Annotated in this window: 20 protein-coding genes; 10 read left to right on the top strand and 10 right to left on the bottom strand. The window is 61.5% G+C overall.

Annotated elements, in window-relative coordinates; all coding sequences use genetic code 11:
- Nucleotides 1–12: 12 nt before the first annotated feature.
- Together IE071_RS03845 and IE071_RS15820 are read left to right on the top strand one after the other, a co-directional pair.
- A complete protein-coding gene (locus tag IE071_RS03845; protein WP_189439824.1) occupies nt 13–636 on the top strand; it encodes a TetR/AcrR family transcriptional regulator in 624 nt (207 codons plus the stop codon).
- Between the two features lie 286 nt (nt 637–922).
- Nucleotides 923–1,177 carry a cupin domain-containing protein gene (locus IE071_RS15820; protein ID WP_229792733.1) on the top strand — a complete coding sequence of 85 codons (255 nt, stop codon included), beginning with the start codon at nt 923–925 and terminating at the stop codon, nt 1,175–1,177.
- 13 nt (nt 1,178–1,190) lie between these two features.
- On the opposite strand, the gene IE071_RS03835 is transcribed toward IE071_RS15820, so the two are convergent.
- From IE071_RS03835 to IE071_RS03815, 5 genes are all read right to left on the bottom strand, one after another.
- Complete coding sequence (locus tag IE071_RS03835; protein WP_189439823.1) at nt 1,191–1,610, bottom strand: EF-hand domain-containing protein; 420 nt, start codon at nt 1,608–1,610, stop codon at nt 1,191–1,193.
- A gap of 176 nt (nt 1,611–1,786) precedes the next feature.
- On the bottom strand, nt 1,787–2,410 hold the full coding sequence (gene thpR / locus IE071_RS03830; protein WP_229792732.1) for an RNA 2',3'-cyclic phosphodiesterase: 624 nt from the start codon (nt 2,408–2,410) through the stop codon (nt 1,787–1,789).
- A 61-nt stretch (nt 2,411–2,471) separates the two neighbouring features.
- Nucleotides 2,472–3,278: an SDR family NAD(P)-dependent oxidoreductase gene (locus IE071_RS03825; protein WP_189439822.1), complete on the bottom strand. Its 807-nt coding sequence runs from the start codon at nt 3,276–3,278 to the stop codon at nt 2,472–2,474.
- Nucleotides 3,279–3,311: 33 nt separating this feature from the next.
- Nucleotides 3,312–4,376: an MBL fold metallo-hydrolase gene (locus tag IE071_RS03820; protein WP_189439821.1), complete on the bottom strand. Its 1,065-nt coding sequence runs from the start codon at nt 4,374–4,376 to the stop codon at nt 3,312–3,314.
- 105 nt (nt 4,377–4,481) lie between these two features.
- Entirely contained in the window at nt 4,482–5,318 is an 837-nt protein-coding gene (locus IE071_RS03815) for a DUF3014 domain-containing protein (protein WP_189439820.1), read from the bottom strand.
- Between the two features lie 231 nt (nt 5,319–5,549).
- On the opposite strand from IE071_RS03815, the gene IE071_RS03810 reads away from it, so the two are divergent.
- A complete protein-coding gene (locus tag IE071_RS03810) occupies nt 5,550–6,239 on the top strand; it encodes a class I SAM-dependent methyltransferase (protein ID WP_189439819.1) in 690 nt (229 codons plus the stop codon).
- 175 nt (nt 6,240–6,414) lie between these two features.
- Nucleotides 6,415–6,912, top strand: coding sequence for a hypothetical protein (locus IE071_RS03805; RefSeq protein WP_189439818.1), 498 nt, complete (start codon nt 6,415–6,417; stop codon nt 6,910–6,912).
- Nucleotides 6,913–6,924: 12 nt separating this feature from the next.
- Here the strand turns inward: IE071_RS03805 and IE071_RS03800 are convergent, their stop codons facing one another.
- From IE071_RS03800 to IE071_RS03790, 3 genes are all read right to left on the bottom strand, one after another.
- The gene (locus tag IE071_RS03800) at nt 6,925–7,686 is read right to left on the bottom strand and encodes an ABC transporter permease (protein ID WP_189439817.1); all 762 of its coding nucleotides are present in this window, start codon (nt 7,684–7,686) and stop codon (nt 6,925–6,927) included.
- On the bottom strand, nt 7,683–8,609 hold the full coding sequence (locus tag IE071_RS03795) for an ABC transporter ATP-binding protein (RefSeq protein ID WP_189439816.1): 927 nt from the start codon (nt 8,607–8,609) through the stop codon (nt 7,683–7,685). The genes IE071_RS03800 and IE071_RS03795 overlap by 4 nt, the downstream gene beginning before the upstream one ends.
- Nucleotides 8,610–8,785: 176 nt before the next feature.
- Complete coding sequence (locus IE071_RS03790) at nt 8,786–8,977, bottom strand: CsbD family protein (RefSeq protein WP_189439815.1); 192 nt, start codon at nt 8,975–8,977, stop codon at nt 8,786–8,788.
- A gap of 185 nt (nt 8,978–9,162) precedes the next feature.
- On the opposite strand from IE071_RS03790, the gene IE071_RS03785 reads away from it, so the two are divergent.
- From IE071_RS03785 to IE071_RS03770, 4 genes are all read left to right on the top strand, one after another.
- Nucleotides 9,163–9,699, top strand: a complete 537-nt coding sequence (locus IE071_RS03785; RefSeq protein ID WP_189439814.1) for a lipocalin family protein — start codon at nt 9,163–9,165, stop codon at nt 9,697–9,699.
- A 79-nt stretch (nt 9,700–9,778) separates the two neighbouring features.
- Nucleotides 9,779–10,336, top strand: coding sequence for a hypothetical protein (locus tag IE071_RS03780; RefSeq protein ID WP_189439813.1), 558 nt, complete (start codon nt 9,779–9,781; stop codon nt 10,334–10,336).
- Between the two features lie 172 nt (nt 10,337–10,508).
- A complete protein-coding gene (locus tag IE071_RS03775; RefSeq protein WP_308427759.1) occupies nt 10,509–12,086 on the top strand; it encodes a phospholipase D family protein in 1,578 nt (525 codons plus the stop codon).
- A 76-nt stretch (nt 12,087–12,162) separates the two neighbouring features.
- Complete coding sequence (locus tag IE071_RS03770) at nt 12,163–12,543, top strand: DUF5329 family protein (protein WP_189440883.1); 381 nt, start codon at nt 12,163–12,165, stop codon at nt 12,541–12,543.
- An 81-nt stretch (nt 12,544–12,624) separates the two neighbouring features.
- Here IE071_RS03770 and IE071_RS03765 read toward each other — a convergent pair whose 3' ends face one another.
- Nucleotides 12,625–13,107 (bottom strand): nuclear transport factor 2 family protein, encoded by a 483-nt coding sequence (locus tag IE071_RS03765; protein ID WP_189439812.1) that lies wholly within the window; start codon nt 13,105–13,107, stop codon nt 12,625–12,627.
- Nucleotides 13,108–13,226: 119 nt separating this feature from the next.
- Between IE071_RS03765 and IE071_RS03760 the strand changes: the two genes are divergently transcribed.
- Together IE071_RS03760 and IE071_RS03755 are read left to right on the top strand one after the other, a co-directional pair.
- Entirely contained in the window at nt 13,227–13,694 is a 468-nt protein-coding gene (locus tag IE071_RS03760) for a MarR family winged helix-turn-helix transcriptional regulator (protein WP_189439811.1), read from the top strand.
- Nucleotides 13,695–13,789: 95 nt separating this feature from the next.
- On the top strand, nt 13,790–14,215 hold the full coding sequence (locus IE071_RS03755) for an organic hydroperoxide resistance protein (RefSeq protein WP_189439810.1): 426 nt from the start codon (nt 13,790–13,792) through the stop codon (nt 14,213–14,215).
- Between the two features lie 88 nt (nt 14,216–14,303).
- Here IE071_RS03755 and IE071_RS03750 read toward each other — a convergent pair whose 3' ends face one another.
- Nucleotides 14,304–14,831 carry a PepSY domain-containing protein gene (locus tag IE071_RS03750; RefSeq protein ID WP_189439809.1) on the bottom strand — a complete coding sequence of 176 codons (528 nt, stop codon included), beginning with the start codon at nt 14,829–14,831 and terminating at the stop codon, nt 14,304–14,306.
- Nucleotides 14,832–14,967 lie beyond the last annotated feature (136 nt).

Below are 14,967 nucleotides of genomic sequence, written 5' to 3'. Positions count from 1 at the left end.
CAGGAGCCGCTCTTGAACCGCAGCCTCAACAAGCGCAACGCCATGCTCGACGCCGGCATCGCCGAACTCGCCGAGCAAGGGCTGGCCGGCGCCAGCATGGAATCCATCGCCACCCGCGCCGAGGTCTCCAAGCGCACGCTGTACAAGCACTTCCCATCCAAGGATGCGGTGTTCGAGGCGGTACTGCAGCTGCTGATCGAGCGGGTCGAACCGCTCGGCAAACTGCACTACGACAAGAAGCGCGACTTCGCCGAGCAATTGCGCGAAATCGCCGAACTGGAAATGCAGCTGATCTGCGATCCCGACTTCATTCGACTGAGCCGTGTGCTGATGGTCGAGTGCATGCGCTCGGAAGAACGCAGCCTGACCCTGATGACGCAGTTCGGCGAGAAGGAAAACGGGCTGTTCCGCTGGTTCAGCGAGGCCGGCAAGGCCGGCAAGCTGGGCAAGGTTGATCCGCGCGCCATCGCCGATATATTCATGGCGATGTTGAAGTCCAGTATTTACTGGCATTCGGTGATCGCGTGGCAACCGGCGCCAAACAAGGCCACGCAGAAACGCGTCATAGACGAAGCCTGCCTTACGTTGATGAGCCGGCTGGACCATTCCGGCTCGAGTCGTGTCAAAACGAGCTGACCAGCAAGCCCCACCGCGAACGCGCTACACCCTCTGTGACTGCACAATAGTTGTCCGCTGGCATCTCGCCGTCGCATGAAGATCGTCATGCCAAAAATTGATGTGTCTGCTGCCCCTGAACGCACCGGCTCAGACTCTTCGGCACCTTTCGATGAGCCCGCGAGCGGACGCATCAGGCAGGGACTTGGCAAGGCTGGGGCCTGACCGATTTCAGCGTCCACCTGGTGCACCTGTCGCCGGAGGTGTGGTCGAGCCAGCGCACTGCCACTCCCGCGAGGAGGAATTCGTGTACGTCCTGGTGGGAGAATTGACCTTGGTGACCGGAGCCGGCGAGCAGTTGCTGCGCGCCGGTGATAGTGCGGCTTTCCGCAGAAACGTGCTTGACGACCACCACATGATCAACCGTGGTGCAATTGTGGCCGTCTATCTGGATATCGACCCCCATTGTGCCGACGACACCTGCAGCTATTCCGACATCGACCTGCATATCGATCCGGAGCCCGCAGGCTATACGCACAAGGATGGAAAGAAATATCCCTGAGCAGTGAAGACCATCAATGCCCTCCGCTCGGAGGTGGCGGAGGGGGCAAATACACCGTTCCCATGTCGGGCCGAGCATCCGGCTGTGACCCCATACCAGAAGTTTGACTGCAATTTGCTTCCGTCGTGCTTTGCCGTGCGCTATTGCAAGCCCCGGCAGCCAGCGTTTTCAGGTAGGTGCTGTATTCCGCAGACGAAAGTCGATGATCCTTATTCAGGTCATATTGATCGAAATGCGCACGCAGATCGTGCAAATCCTTCGGCAGCTCGGAGCGGCTGATGAAGCCATCATGGTTCTTGTCGATATTTGGAAAATAGAGCGGCGAACTAGTCACGTTTTCCGGCGTGATACTTTGTGCCACAGCGCCAATAAATGGCGATGACGCAACCATCGCCAACGCAATGCAAATTTTTGCTGATCCCTGCCTTTTCATGAATCCTCCGAATCTGATGAAAGCTGCTGAACAAACTTCAACCATACGGCGCCGGCCATGCCCGACCCCGATAGAACAATATCGTAATTTTATACGCTTGAAAAATACCTGCTGCAATCAAAATCACGTCGGTGGAAGCAACGCGCCAGCTGTCACAGATCGACCTGCGTAAATTACTACGCTCTCCATAAAGGCCAGCACGCGAGCACTTCGTGGTTTGACCGCCCCGTCACTCTGTGCACCAGAGCGAGCTGATCAACCTGCCACATCACGGGCCCAATCGCCGTAGACTGCAGCAGCACGGCGTGACTGTAGGCCAGCGTGACGTGCGGCGTGAACGTTCGCTCCAGATGCCCACCCTGCCCGGCCAGCAGTAACGCGCGACGCAGGTCCTGCCACAACCGTTGCAGCGGCTCGGGAACCAGCGAGCTGCGCAATACACACGGCGGCTGGCGTCCATGAAAACCCGCTGCGTGATCCAGCGTCCACTCGAAAGGCGCCATGCGGATGCTGTCCGCTGCTGCTTTCGCAGCGGCGACGATGTCCGGCTGCAGCATCGAGTGATCGCCGAGGAAATGCAGCGTGGCGTGATAACGGGCGGGATTGACCCAGCGGGCGCGCAGTTCCGGACACTGGATCTTCAGCGTGTCTGCCGCAGCGGCTAGGCGGGCACGCACCGACTCATCGGGAATCAGCGCGAGGAACAGGCGATGGACCTCGGCAGGCCTGGCATATGCGTCGCCGAGCAGGTCGAGCTGTGGAATATCGGTTGGGGATTTTCGAGTAACCATGGATGCCATGTAACACGCGTGGAATGTTGAAGATCGACCCATCCCGGCCTTCGTAAGGAGCAAAGCCCGACTAGTGTTGCTTGGCCTGCTGTTGTTTCTGTCGACCCTTCTTGAGTAACCCATCGAGCACCAGCGCGCTCAAGCCAGGGAAGAAGCTGGCCAGTTTGCTGACGAAGCCGCGGCTGGCCGGCAAGGTGATTTCGAGTGGCGCCCGGGTCAGTGCGCGATCGAGGATCGCGTCCACGACTTCGTGCGTGGTCAGCGAGCGGCTGCCGGAGAATGTCAGTGCGGCCTGTTCGTAGTCCACCTGCAGATCCAGCATCGGCGTCTGCACGGCATCGGGACAAACCACGGTCAGCTTGACCCCGCTATCGCGCAGCTCCTGCGCCACCGCCAACGTGTAGCCGCGCACTGCGAACTTGGACGCGCTGTACAGCGACAGGCCGGGGATCGCGGCAATACCGGCGAGCGAGGCGATGTTGACGATATGGCCGTGGCCCTGCGCCTTCATCAGCCGTGCCGCCGCGCGGGTGCCGTGGATGGTGCCCTTGGTGTTGATGTCGATATGGAAGTCCACTTCGGCCGCGGTCGACTCATGGCAATAGCCAGGCTTGAGTACGCCGGCCACGTTCACCAGCACGTCGAGCTGGCCCCAGCGCTGCTTCAGCTGGTCGAGCAAGCCATCCCACGCTGATGCATCGCGCACATCCAGCGAGGTGACCCACAGCTGTTCGGGTGTGGCCGCAAATGCCTTCAGGGATTCCAACGGCGCCGGATTGATGTCCACCGCGCAGACACGCTCGCCACGCTGCAGCAACGCCATGGCCAGTTGTGCGCCGATGCCGGAGGCAGCACCGGTGACGAGATAAGTCTTCATCTTTTCAGTTTCCGTACAAGGTGGCCACGCCGCTTACGCACGCGTCGGCAGCTGCAACGTGCCGTAGTGCAGATCACCCACACTGACGGTGGGATGCGTGCGCGGAAACAGCCAGTGCCCCTGCGCTTCCGAGCTGGGCGCCATGTTCGGATAACCGTCGAAACGTGGCGATGGCCCGGCGATTTCTTTTTCCTGGATCATCGAGATGTACTGATCCACGCCGTATTCCACCGTATTGCCATTGAGGATCACTTCCGCGCCGGTATAGCGGGCGAACTCGGCCACGCCGGGCACGCGCGAATGCAGCGGCGCGTACGCGTCCAGCGACACGCCGTTCTCGCTGGTGACATGGATACCGCCGTCGGTGGAAGCGACAATCGAATGATTGCCTTCGGTGTGTCCCTTGGTGCGCACCAGCGCCACGCCCTCACCGAGAAACACGTCGCGATCGAGCAGCACCACCTTGTTCGCCGGCACGTGCTTGATGCCGTCCGGGCAATACCACTGGTTCTGCCATGGGATCAGCGATTGCGCACTCTCCCACTCCTCGCGCATCACCAGCAATTTCGCGTTGGGGAAGATCGCCGGTTGATCGTCGTCGCCGAGCCAGCGCGTCACCCGCTGCGTGTGCAGGTGGTCGTAGGTGAGGTAATCGACATCTTCGGGGCGCAGGCCGATGCTGGCGAGGCAGTTCAGTACGGTGTTGGTCTTCCGGAAGATCAGGCGTTCGACCATGCTCTCGAACGGCCCGCTCTGCTTGCCCAGCTGGGTGAAGAACGGCGTCTCCTTCTGGTGCTCCCAGTCCGAAGGCGAGGCCAGCAGGGTCTTGATGCCTTCGGCCGACTGGAACTGGATCACGAACAACCGGTTGACCAGATGCAGGTACGGCGAGAACGAATTGAAGGCATTGAGATAGGCGTACTTGGTCGGATACGGCACCCGCACCAGCTCGAACGAGCGGTAGAACAATACCTTCGACTGCGCCAGCAGCTCGCGCCGGAAATCCCTGGCCGCCTCACGCACGTTGTGGATGCGCTCCAGTGGCCGCACCGCGTTGCGCGTGCCATCGAAATGTTTGCTCTCGCGAATGATGCTCATCGAACCATCCCATGCACGTTGATGATCGACGGCCCTGCCGCCTCTACCAAGCAAGTATGCCGGTGGAATGGGGAGCGCTGTCTACTACGGCGTTCGCGGTCAGGTTTATTCCGTCGAGGCAGATGCCGAAGGCAGCGTCTGCCCGATCAAGCGCGCGCGGATCGCGCGCAATTGGGCTTTGATCTTCGCCTCATTGGCAGGGCCGACGCGGAGCAGCAACTTCTGTCCGGCCGACAGCGATTCCAGCGTGGGATCGGCATAGACGTAATACGCCTTCGAATGCACCAGCGTAGGCGACTGGGTCGGTTCCGGCGCAGTCAGCATATCGTCGATCACCACGATCAGCCGGTCGTTGAAGTAGCCCTTCGGATAGCCCAGTTGCCGATAGGCTTCCTGGAATAACGGATACGTGTGCACGTACCAGGCCACCAGCGCCTGCGGATCGGCGCCTTCGATGATCCGCATATAGGGCGCGTAGCGTGAAGCGTTCTGCGCGCCGATCACCGTCGTGCCATTGCTGTCTTGCGTAATGACCGCGCCTTTCGGCGGATGCACCGGCAGCATGTAGGTGCTCAAGCCGCGACGCGGCAGCGCATCGATGGTCGCCACGATGCGCGCAATGATCTGCTGGCGCACCAGCAGTGACGAAAGGTCACCACCGCCAGCCAGTACGGCAAGGGCGGCGGCGACGCTCGCATCGCTGTTATCCAGTGCCGGCAACGCAGCGGTCGAGGCAGCCACCGGCCCTGCTTGCGCTTGTTCGATCGGATGCTGGATCTGCTCGCTGGCAGCGCTGATGGCAGTCGATGCCGGAGCTGCTGACTCCGTCTGCGGCGTAGTCGGATGCATGGCCTTGTGTGCCAGATACGCGCCCGCCGCCACGACGCCCAATACCACGACCACCGCTCCGATCCAGCTACCTGCCGATGCCTGTTTGCTCACGAGCTTTCCCGTTCTGTGTCTCATCGGGGCTTTGACTTGCCTGTGCGCCATTCGTTCATCCCGCGCCAAGCTGAACCGGCCTGACCATCTCGTACAGGCATTGCAGATAGGATGGTCGTGCTACCGATCCTCTTCAGCGCCGCGACGGCAATCGCCGTTCCGCTCCCACCTCACGCTTCATCCCGCTGGCCGAGTGTTGCCGACGGGACGATGCCCTCACGGGAGCGCCCCATGCCGGGCTATACCACTCGCGAACTCGTAGTCTGCCTTGGCGGCCACGATTACCGCATCCGCGCACTGAGCGACCTGCAGCAGTTTGCCGATCCGCATCAGCAAGCTGACCGCATCGGCATCTCGTCCGCGCAGTGGAGCCTGTTCGGACAGGTGTGGCCGGCAGGCCGCGTATTGGCCGAGGCAATGTGCACGCACGACATCGTCGGCAAGCGCATCCTCGAACTCGGCTGCGGACTGGGCCTGTCCAGCCTGGTGCTGCAGCAGCGCAGTGCCGACATCACCGCCAGTGATCACCATCCACTGGCCGAATCGTTCCTGCGCCACAACAGCGCGCAGAATCGGCTGCTCGCCATCACTTACTGCGACCTGCGCTGGGAAGTGCCCGATGTCACGCTGGGCCGCTTCGACCTGATCATCGGCAGCGACATCCTGTACGAGAGCGGACACGCCGACCTGCTCGCCGCGATGGTGCATCGACACGCCCTGCCCGACGCCGAGGTGCTGATCACCGACCCCGGCCGCGGCAACAGCGCACCGTTCACCCGCGCACTCGCCGATCAGGGTTTCACCGTCATCGAACTGCGCAGCCGTTTCGATGCACGCGACATCGCGCCGTTCCGCGGCCGCCTGCTGAGCTATCGGCGCGGCGACGTGATGGCGAATGGCGTGCCGATACGGGCTCATTGAACAAACGGCCGGCCGATGCTGACCTGGCCGGTATCTCTCCGATAACAACACGGTCACATGCCGGTGACGCCGTTGCGACAAAAATCAGTCACTACCGGCCTGTGCCCGCGCGACACACCCGAACCGAGATTGCCCGGCGCGACTGATGCCAAGCCGGCACACGGAGGGAGCATCTATGAAAACCCGATGCGTCTTCAGCACGCCCGACCTGACCGCCGCGCGAACCGCCATGGCCGCAGCGCAGGAAGCCGGCATTGATGATCGCGACATCTCGCTGGTTGCGCGCGAAGACATCGAGCTGGAAAGAATCCCCGATCACCTGATGCAGGGGCGCAACGACTTCTATCCCGCCGCGCTGCGTGGCGGTGCCTGCGGCGGCGGCACCGGCCTGCTGCTGGGGCTCATCGCCGTAGCCGTACCACCGCTGGGCGTGACTTTCGCCGGCGCGGCGGCGATCACCGTGGCAGGCGCCGTGTTCGGCAGCTGGATCGGTGAACTGGTCGGCTTCGAGGTACCCGACGTGGTCAGCCGCAAGTTCAAGGACGAGATTGCGGCAGGCCGCATTCTGGTAGTGCTCGACGCCAGCAAGGAACAGCTGGCACTGGCGGAGCCAGCAGTTGCGCGCACCGGCGCCACGCTATTGCCGTTCCACGCGCATACCGTACTGACCTGAGCTTCTCTCCGCTTATGTTTTCAGCCGATAGCCGCTGCGGAAGATCCACCACACCACCGCGAGGCACACGGCGAGAAATATCAGGGTCATGCCCACGCTGATGCCCAGGCTGACGTCGGACACACCGTAGAAGCTCCAGCGGAAACCGCTGATCAGGTACACCACTGGATTGAACAGGGTGACCTTCTGCCAGAACGGCGGCAGCATGTGGATCGAGTAGAAACTGCCGCCGAGAAAGGTCAGCGGCGTCACGATCAGCAAGGGCACCAACTGCAGTTTCTCGAAGTTGTCCGCCCAGATGCCGATGATGAATCCGAACAGGCTGAAGGTCAGCGCGGTGAGCACCAGGAAGGTCAGCATCCACAGCGGATGCGCGATCTCGAACGTGACGAACAGCCGCGCGGTGACCAGGATGATCAGACCCAGGATGATCGACTTGCTCGCCGCCGCACCGACATAGCCGGCCACGATCTCGAACGCGGACACCGGCGCCGACAGGATCTCGTAGATCGTGCCGACGAACTTCGGGAAGTAGATGCCGAACGAGGCATTCGAGATGCTCTGCGTCAGCAACGACAGCATCACCAGTCCCGGCACGATGAAGGCGCCGTAGCTGACCCCTCCGATCGCGGTCATGTGCGAACCGATCGCCGAACCGAACACCACGAAGTACAGCGAAGTGGAGATCACCGGCGAGACGATGCTCTGCAGCAACGTGCGCAAGGTGCGTGCCATTTCGAAAAAGTAGATCGCGCGGATGGCATAGATGTTCATGCGCGTTCCCTCACCAGGTTCACGAAAATATCCTCCAGCGAACTCTGGCTGGTCTTGAGGTCCTTGAAATCGATACCCGCTTCGCCGAGCCGGCGCAGCAGCACATCGATGCCGGTGTGCTCGCCCTGCGCGTCGAACGTGTAGACCAGCTGGTGTCCGTCGGCCGACAGTTCCAGCGCATAGCCGGACAATGCCGCCGGAATGGCCTGCAGCGGACTCTGCAACTGCAGTGTCAGCTGCTTGCGGCCGAGCTTGTTCATCAGCTCGGCCTTGTCCTCGACCAGGATGAGTTCGCCCTTGTTGATCACGCCGATGCGGTCGGCCATTTCCTCGGCCTCGTCGATGTAATGCGTGGTCAGGATGATGGTGACGCCGCTGGCGCGCAGCGCACGCACCATCGCCCACATGTCGCGGCGCAGCTCCACGTCGACGCCGGCGGTGGGCTCGTCCAGAAACAGGATCTGCGGCTCGTGCGACAACGCCTTGGCGATCATCACGCGCCGCTTCATGCCGCCGGACAGTGTCCTCAGCCGGCTGTCCTTCTTGCTCCACAGCGACAGATCCTTCAGCACCTTCTCGACATACGCCGGGTTCGCGCTCTTGCCGAACAGGCCGCGACTGAAACGGACCGTGTTCCACACCGTCTCGAACGCGTCGGTGGTCAGTTCCTGCGGCACCAGGCCGATCTTCGCGCGCGCCGCGCGGTAGTCGCGCACCACGTCGTGCCCATCGGCCAGCACCATGCCCTCACTTGGATTGACGATGCCGCAGATGATGCTGATCAACGTGGTCTTGCCGGCACCGTTCGGACCCAGCAGTGCGAAGATCTCGCCCTGGCGGATTTCCAGATCGATCTGTTTGAGTGCCTGGAATCCCGTGGCGTATGTCTTGCTGAGCTGTCTGACAGAGATGATCGGCTGCACGCGATCTCCTGGGAAGTGGTGGATGCGGAGGAAGCCGATGGTATGCCCAGGCCGGCGTGCGGGCTACCCTTCATCAATAAATCCCTCAGACCAGACAAAAAACGGACGCCGCCAGGCGCCCGCTTCCTCGACACCGCCACACCCTATTCAATGGGTGGACGACATGCACGCCAGAACTAATGGTTGCGTTTGTCCGCAGCGTGTCGTGCATCATCGGCGGCCTTGCCGATTGCCTTCTGGATTTTTCCGGCGTTCTTTTCCAGATTGCCGGCGACTTCCTTGGCTTTGTTGCCGGTGACCTTGCCGACCACTTCTTTCACGGCGCCCTTGACTTCGTGCTTGGTACCCTCGGTGCGATTCTTGTCCACGCTGTGTCCTCTTTGCCACTGCAGCATTGCAGGCGCATCCAGATATAGAGGCCTCCGGGTCGACAGTCCGTGACTGGAATGTTTGAACCAAGTTCCGCGCAGGCGGCACTCACCTCCACGCCCAGTCTGTTCACCCATCCTCGTGAACGCACTGATACGCTGCATCATCGCGCGAGGAAAACCGCATGCTCCGTTCACTGCTGCTGGCAGCACTACTGACCACTACGTTGCCTGCAGCGATGGCCGTCACGCTGCCCAACCAGCCGGTACCTGTGCTCGATCTCCAGCGCTATACCGGCCAATGGCACGAGATCGCGCATTTGCCGATGTATTTCCAGCGCAAGTGTCTGGACGCCGTCATCGCCACCTACACACCTAATCCTGATGGCAGCATCCACGTGCACAACACCTGTCGTACCAGCGATGGCATCGCCAGCGTCGATGGCGTAGCGAAGATCACGCCGGACCAGCCCGCCGCGCTCAAGGTACGTTTTGTGCCCGCATGGCTGACCTGGCTGCCGCAGGCGTGGGCCGACTACTGGGTGATCGAGGTCGCTGCCGACTACCAGTGGGCCGTGGTCGGCAGCCCCAACCGGAAATACCTGTGGATACTCTCTCGCCATGAGGAAATGCCGCGCGAGCTGTTCGAAAGCATCAGGCAACGGGTGCAACAGCGCGGCTACGCCGTCGACAAACTGGTGATGATGGCGCCATTGAACTGACGCGCTGCTGTTGCACCGCAGAATGCCCATCGCCCCGTCTGAGCGGATGCTGGCGCCACTCTCCAACGAGCTCACCGACATGTCGTCTCCGATCCGCTATCTGCTGCCGTGCCTGCTCGTACTGTCCTCGCCCGCATGGACACAGACAGCAGCATCCAGTGCACCACCGCCGGCAGCCAGGGCAGCGACATGCACCGACGCAAAGCACCACCAGTTCAATTTCTGGATCGGTGAGTGGGATGTCACCAACCCGGCCGGCAAGGCTGCAGGACACAGCCGCATTGATGCCATCCTCGACGGCTGCGTCATCATGGAAAACTGGACTGGTGCCGGTGGCAGCAACGGCAAGAGTTTCAACATCTACAACACCGCACTGGATCGCTGGGAACAGTACTGGGTCGACAATGGCGGCACCCGACTGATGCTGAGCGGCAACCTGGTCAATGGTGCGATGGTGCTTGAGGGTCGCCAGGACAGACCAGACCCGAAAACCGGCATCGTCCAGCGTGAGCGCATCACCTGGACCCCGAACAACGACGGCAGCGTGCGACAACACTGGGAAAACTCGACCGACAACGGCAAGAGTTGGCAGACCAGCTTCGACGGGCTGTATCGCCGGGTAACTGTCAGGAACTGAACCGGGCAGCGACCTGTCTCGCGCCACGTTCACAAACCTGGGGGCACAGTGCCAACGTGCCCGAATCCGGATCCAGCCATCGGGCCAGCGTAATGGCGTTTGCGTCTCCAAGATGGACGCACGCGTGACGCGGTGGCCGTTCTGGATCCCGTTTGGAGAGAAGGACACCCACGTGAAAGTGAAAGCGCGACATACGGGCGTCATCGCCACTCTGATGATGGTCGGACTGCTGGGTGCCTGCTCCACGCTGCGCACCGACTATGTCAAACAGCCATCGAAAGCACTGCCTCCGGCCACCACCACACCGAGCGGACGTTACATACGTGCCGAAGCGAACCAGCACGTCGACGAGTCTGGCTTCCGTCTGCTGACGCTCAGCAACAACGCGCTGATGAGCCGCGTCGCGCTGGCCGACCACGCGCAGCATTCGATCGACCTGCAGTACTACATCTTCAACAACGACGCGACCGGCCGTCTGGTGGCGCAGCATCTGCTGGCAGCGGCGGATCGCGGTGTGCGCGTACGGCTGTTGGTCGACGACATCAGTGCGACGAACGCCATCGACATGCTGGACGCGCTGGATGCGCACCCGAATATCGAAGTCCGCCTGTTCAACCCGTTCCATACGCGCAAGCCGTCGCTCGTATCCAAGACCACGCAGTTCCTGCTTGACGCGCACCGGCTCAACCGTCGCATGCACAACAAGTCGTACATCGTGGACGGCAACGTGGCGATCGTCGGAGGTCGCAACATCGGTGATGCGTATTTCGACGCCAGCAACGACACCAACTTCCGCGACCTCGATCTGATCGCGATCGGACCGGTGGTGAAACAAGCCTCGCATGCGTTCGACGAATACTGGAACTGCGACGCCGCACTGCCGGTCCAGGCCTTTCAGGGCAAGCACGCCAGCCACTACGACCTGGCGCAGCTACGCGTGGACCTGGGCCGCGACGCGCGCAAGTTCGCGCAGAGCGACTACGCACAGGCGACCCTGGACAAGCTGCCCAACGGCCCCTCCGGCGATCGTCCCGGTGCATGGTTCTGGGGCTCGGCCACGCTGGTCGCCGACCAGCCCGCAAAGATCGATGCCAGCAAGGAAGAAACGCGTGCGTTGCGCATCGGCCCGCAGATCAAGTCGATGACCGATCAGGCGAAGCAGGACGTGCTGCTGATCTCGCCTTACTTCATCCCCGGCGATGACGGCACGCATTACCTCACCGACATGGTCAGCCGCGGCGTGACCGTAAAGGTGCTGACCAATTCGCTCGCTTCCACCGATGAGGCCGCCGTGCATGCGGGCTACTCGCGCTACCGCCGCGCGCTGCTCGAAGGCGGTGTGCAGTTGTACGAATTGCGTCCCGCCGCCGCCAGCGGGGAACAGCCCGCGACCTCGAAAGGCACATCCTCCGGCGTCGGCCTGCACGCGAAGGCGATCGTGGTCGACGGGCAGCTGGTCTTCATCGGTTCGATGAACATGGACCAGCGCTCGAAACTGCTCAACACCGAAATGGGCCTCATCGTCGACTGCCCGGCGCTGGCCGTGGCGGTGACGAATTTCTTCGACACCGCCATCCAGCCCAACAGCGCCTACCACGTGACGCTGAGCGAACCGCACGGCGGGCGCATGCAATGGCAGGACAGCGAAAACGGCAAGCTGGTCAACTATCATCGCGACCCCAAGGCCAGCACGAAACGCCGACTGGAGGTGTACATGCTCCGGTTCATGCCGATCGAAGGCATGCTTTGAACGACCGGCGCAATACCCACCCGACACAACGCCAACGGCACATCACCGGCGGCAACGGAGCGAACCCGTGCACAAGATGATCGCGGCCATATTGCTGTTAGCCCTGCTGGCACTGCCGGCGTTCGCTCAGCAGGACATCGAGCAACAGAAGATTGCCTACCTGATCGATTCGGTGGCCACCTTGCAGGGCGCGGCCTTCATCCGCAACGGCACTGAATATGACGCCACTCACGCCGCCGACCACATGCGCCTGAAACTGCGCTTTGCCGGCAGCCGCGTGAAGACGGCCGAAGACTTCATTACCTACTGCGGCACGGGTTCGTCGATGTCGGGGACCAAGTACACGATCCGGTTTCAGGATGGACGCGTCGTGGATTCGGCCACCTTCCTGCAAGGCAAACTGGCTGAGTACGCGATGAGCCATCAAGGTCATGTCCTGGCCCCGCTTGTCCACTGACATACGAAACAGGTCAGCTGCTGGGTGTTCGGGAATAGCCGCCCTGTTCCATTTGTTTCCGAATGCATCAATCGTCGGCCGCTACTTCCTCGTATCCAGCGGACTCGGCGTACAGCCCACTTTCTGCACGGTGTAGCTCACACCGGCCACGCGCCAGCCTTCGACAGTGCGCACCATGCTGAAGCTGTCGATGCCGCAATGGGACAGTTTGCCGTCGAGGTGGAAGTCGTACGGTGCCCACACCTGTGCAATGTCGCCCTGCACCGTGACCTGCGCGCTCCAGATGCGTTCGCGGAATGCTTCCTTGTGCTTGGCCAACGAATCCAGATAGTCACTGTCGTGCTCCATCGCCACAGTGCCATCGGGCTTCAGCACCACGAAGCTGGCGCCGGGCACGATGAGTTTGCGCGAGGCGTCCACGTCATGTTTCGCCATGGCATCGAACAATGCATCCACTGCACCAAGCACTTCACGCTGAGCAGGGGCATGTGCGTCCTTCGCCCGCACGTTGATGCCGGCAAATACGAAGATGGCTGCAGCGCCCAGTTGCAGAAGGGATTTCATTCGACGGTTCATGGACAGACCTCATGGTGGCTGGACAGGATCGTAGCGGACGAACGCACAGGAAAGTAATTATCAAAGTCGCTTGCAATTATATAGCGCGCTATTTAATATGCGCAGCCATGAGCAGCTCCCGTCCATCGCCATCGGTTATCGCCGCGTCCACACCGAAGCTGGATGCGCAGCTGTGTTTCGCCTTGTACTCGGCCGGGCTTGCGATGAACAAGGTGTATCGCAAGCTGCTCAAGCCGTTGGGCCTCACCTATCCGCAGTATCTGGTGATGATGGTGTTGTGGCAGGACGAGAGCCAGAGCGTGTCGGAGATCGGTGCGCGGCTGTTTCTGGACTCGGCTACGCTGACGCCACTACTCAAGCGTCTGGAAACCGCCGGACTGGTGGCGCGGCTGCGTTCACGCGAGGATGAGCGGCATGTCGTCATCACCCTGACTGCGCGCGGCAAGGCCTTGCAGGCCAAGGCTGGCAAGGTGCAGGAATCGGTGTTCTGCGCCAGTCAGTGCACGCCCAGCGAACTGAAGCATCTCAAAGACGAGTTGCAGGATCTGCGCAGCAGGCTGTCTGGCGAGGCCTGATCGATTCATCTCTTTTTCCTATTTGAATAGTGCGCTATTTAATAGCCAACTATATATAAGCGGCAACCCAACCACCCACGCAACAGGAGACACCCATGTCCATCGAAAAAGTCCTGTATCGCGCCAAAGCTACCGCCACCGGCGGTCGTGACGGTCGCGCCACCTCGTCCGACAACGTACTCGACATCAAGCTGACCACGCCGAAGGAACTCGGCGGCGCGGGTGGCGACGGCACCAACCCGGAGCAACTGTTCGCTGCCGGCTACTCGGCCTGCTTCCTCGGCGCAATGAAGTACGTGGCGGCCCAGCAGAAGTTTCAGCTGCCCGCCGATACGCAGGTGACTGGCCAGGTCGGCATCGGCCCGATCGCGACCGGCTTCGGCATCGAGGTCGAGCTGAGCATCTCGATTCCCGGCTTGCCGCGCGCCGATGCCGAGGCGCTGGTGCAGAAGGCGCACATCGTGTGCCCATACTCCAACGCCACCCGCAACAACATTGACGTCACGCTGACGATCGCCTGAGGCATCTGGCGTACTGGAATGACGGTATGGCGAGACGAAGACGGCGGCCTTGAGGGCCGCCGTCTTCGTCTCAGTTCGCAACCTGCGTTCAGAACAGCAGGAGCAGCAGCGGCACGATGATTCCGGCGAACAGGGTCGTGCCGAAAAGCCCTGGCTTGCGGGTGAAGCGCCAGGCCATGTACAGACCGCTCAACACCGAAATGAGCAGGCCCAGCGATACCAGGCCGAAGAAAATCTTCATCGGCAGCAAGTTCTTTTTCGGTTTCGCTTCGGCGCGCTCGAGCGGCTCGCTCGATGGCGTTGTCGCCCGCGCCTCCGTTGAAGAGCTCACTGGTGACGGCATCACGATCGCAGCACCAGGAATCGCCGTAACGACCTGCGCTTCCGGCGGCCGCGGCCGCTTCACCGGCACCACCGTGGTCTGCTTCTTGTGCAGTTGCGCCATGCTCGCCAGCCACGCTGGCGGCGTATAGCTGCTTCCGCGAGTGGTCTCATGCAAGCTGAAGCTCTGCAACCCACCGGTGATCGCGAAGAACAGCAGCATCGGCGCGGTAAATACACCGAGATAGAGATGGACGACGCGGGTGGTGCGGAGAAATTGATGGGACAGTGACATAAGGTCTGCACGGACAAGGGAGTCCCGCAAACTTTAACCGAGTTGGCTGGAAACGCCAATGACAATCACTCTCATCTATGATACATCCCTTTCCGCCAACTGGCTTCCGGCAGCAAGAGTGTTACCTCGTTCGCAC

It is taken from the genome of Rhodanobacter panaciterrae, from assembly GCF_014651895.1.
Lineage (GTDB): Bacteria > Pseudomonadota > Gammaproteobacteria > Xanthomonadales > Rhodanobacteraceae > Rhodanobacter > Rhodanobacter panaciterrae.
This window is presented reverse-complemented; position numbering and strand designations above follow the sequence as displayed.

Excerpts from the sequence above, each read along its gene's own strand:
- IE071_RS03770 (WP_189440883.1), top strand. The coding sequence starts at position 12,163 with ATGATCGCGGCCATATTGCTGTTAGCCCTGCTGGCACTGCCGGCGTTC.
- IE071_RS03825 (WP_189439822.1), bottom strand. The coding sequence starts at position 3,278 with ATGAAGACTTATCTCGTCACCGGTGCTGCCTCCGGCATCGGCGCACAA.
- IE071_RS03835 (WP_189439823.1), bottom strand. The coding sequence starts at position 1,610 with ATGAAAAGGCAGGGATCAGCAAAAATTTGCATTGCGTTGGCGATGGTT.
- IE071_RS03760 (WP_189439811.1), top strand. The coding sequence starts at position 13,227 with ATGAGCAGCTCCCGTCCATCGCCATCGGTTATCGCCGCGTCCACACCG.
- IE071_RS03800 (WP_189439817.1), bottom strand. The coding sequence starts at position 7,686 with ATGAACATCTATGCCATCCGCGCGATCTACTTTTTCGAAATGGCACGC.
- IE071_RS03820 (WP_189439821.1), bottom strand. The coding sequence starts at position 4,376 with ATGAGCATCATTCGCGAGAGCAAACATTTCGATGGCACGCGCAACGCG.
- thpR (WP_229792732.1), bottom strand. The coding sequence starts at position 2,410 with ATGGCATCCATGGTTACTCGAAAATCCCCAACCGATATTCCACAGCTC.
- IE071_RS03810 (WP_189439819.1), top strand. The coding sequence starts at position 5,550 with ATGCCGGGCTATACCACTCGCGAACTCGTAGTCTGCCTTGGCGGCCAC.
- IE071_RS03750 (WP_189439809.1), bottom strand. The coding sequence starts at position 14,831 with ATGTCACTGTCCCATCAATTTCTCCGCACCACCCGCGTCGTCCATCTC.
- IE071_RS03785 (WP_189439814.1), top strand. The coding sequence starts at position 9,163 with ATGCTCCGTTCACTGCTGCTGGCAGCACTACTGACCACTACGTTGCCT.
- IE071_RS03805 (WP_189439818.1), top strand. The coding sequence starts at position 6,415 with ATGAAAACCCGATGCGTCTTCAGCACGCCCGACCTGACCGCCGCGCGA.
- IE071_RS03780 (WP_189439813.1), top strand. The coding sequence starts at position 9,779 with ATGTCGTCTCCGATCCGCTATCTGCTGCCGTGCCTGCTCGTACTGTCC.
- IE071_RS03765 (WP_189439812.1), bottom strand. The coding sequence starts at position 13,107 with ATGAAATCCCTTCTGCAACTGGGCGCTGCAGCCATCTTCGTATTTGCC.
- IE071_RS03755 (WP_189439810.1), top strand. The coding sequence starts at position 13,790 with ATGTCCATCGAAAAAGTCCTGTATCGCGCCAAAGCTACCGCCACCGGC.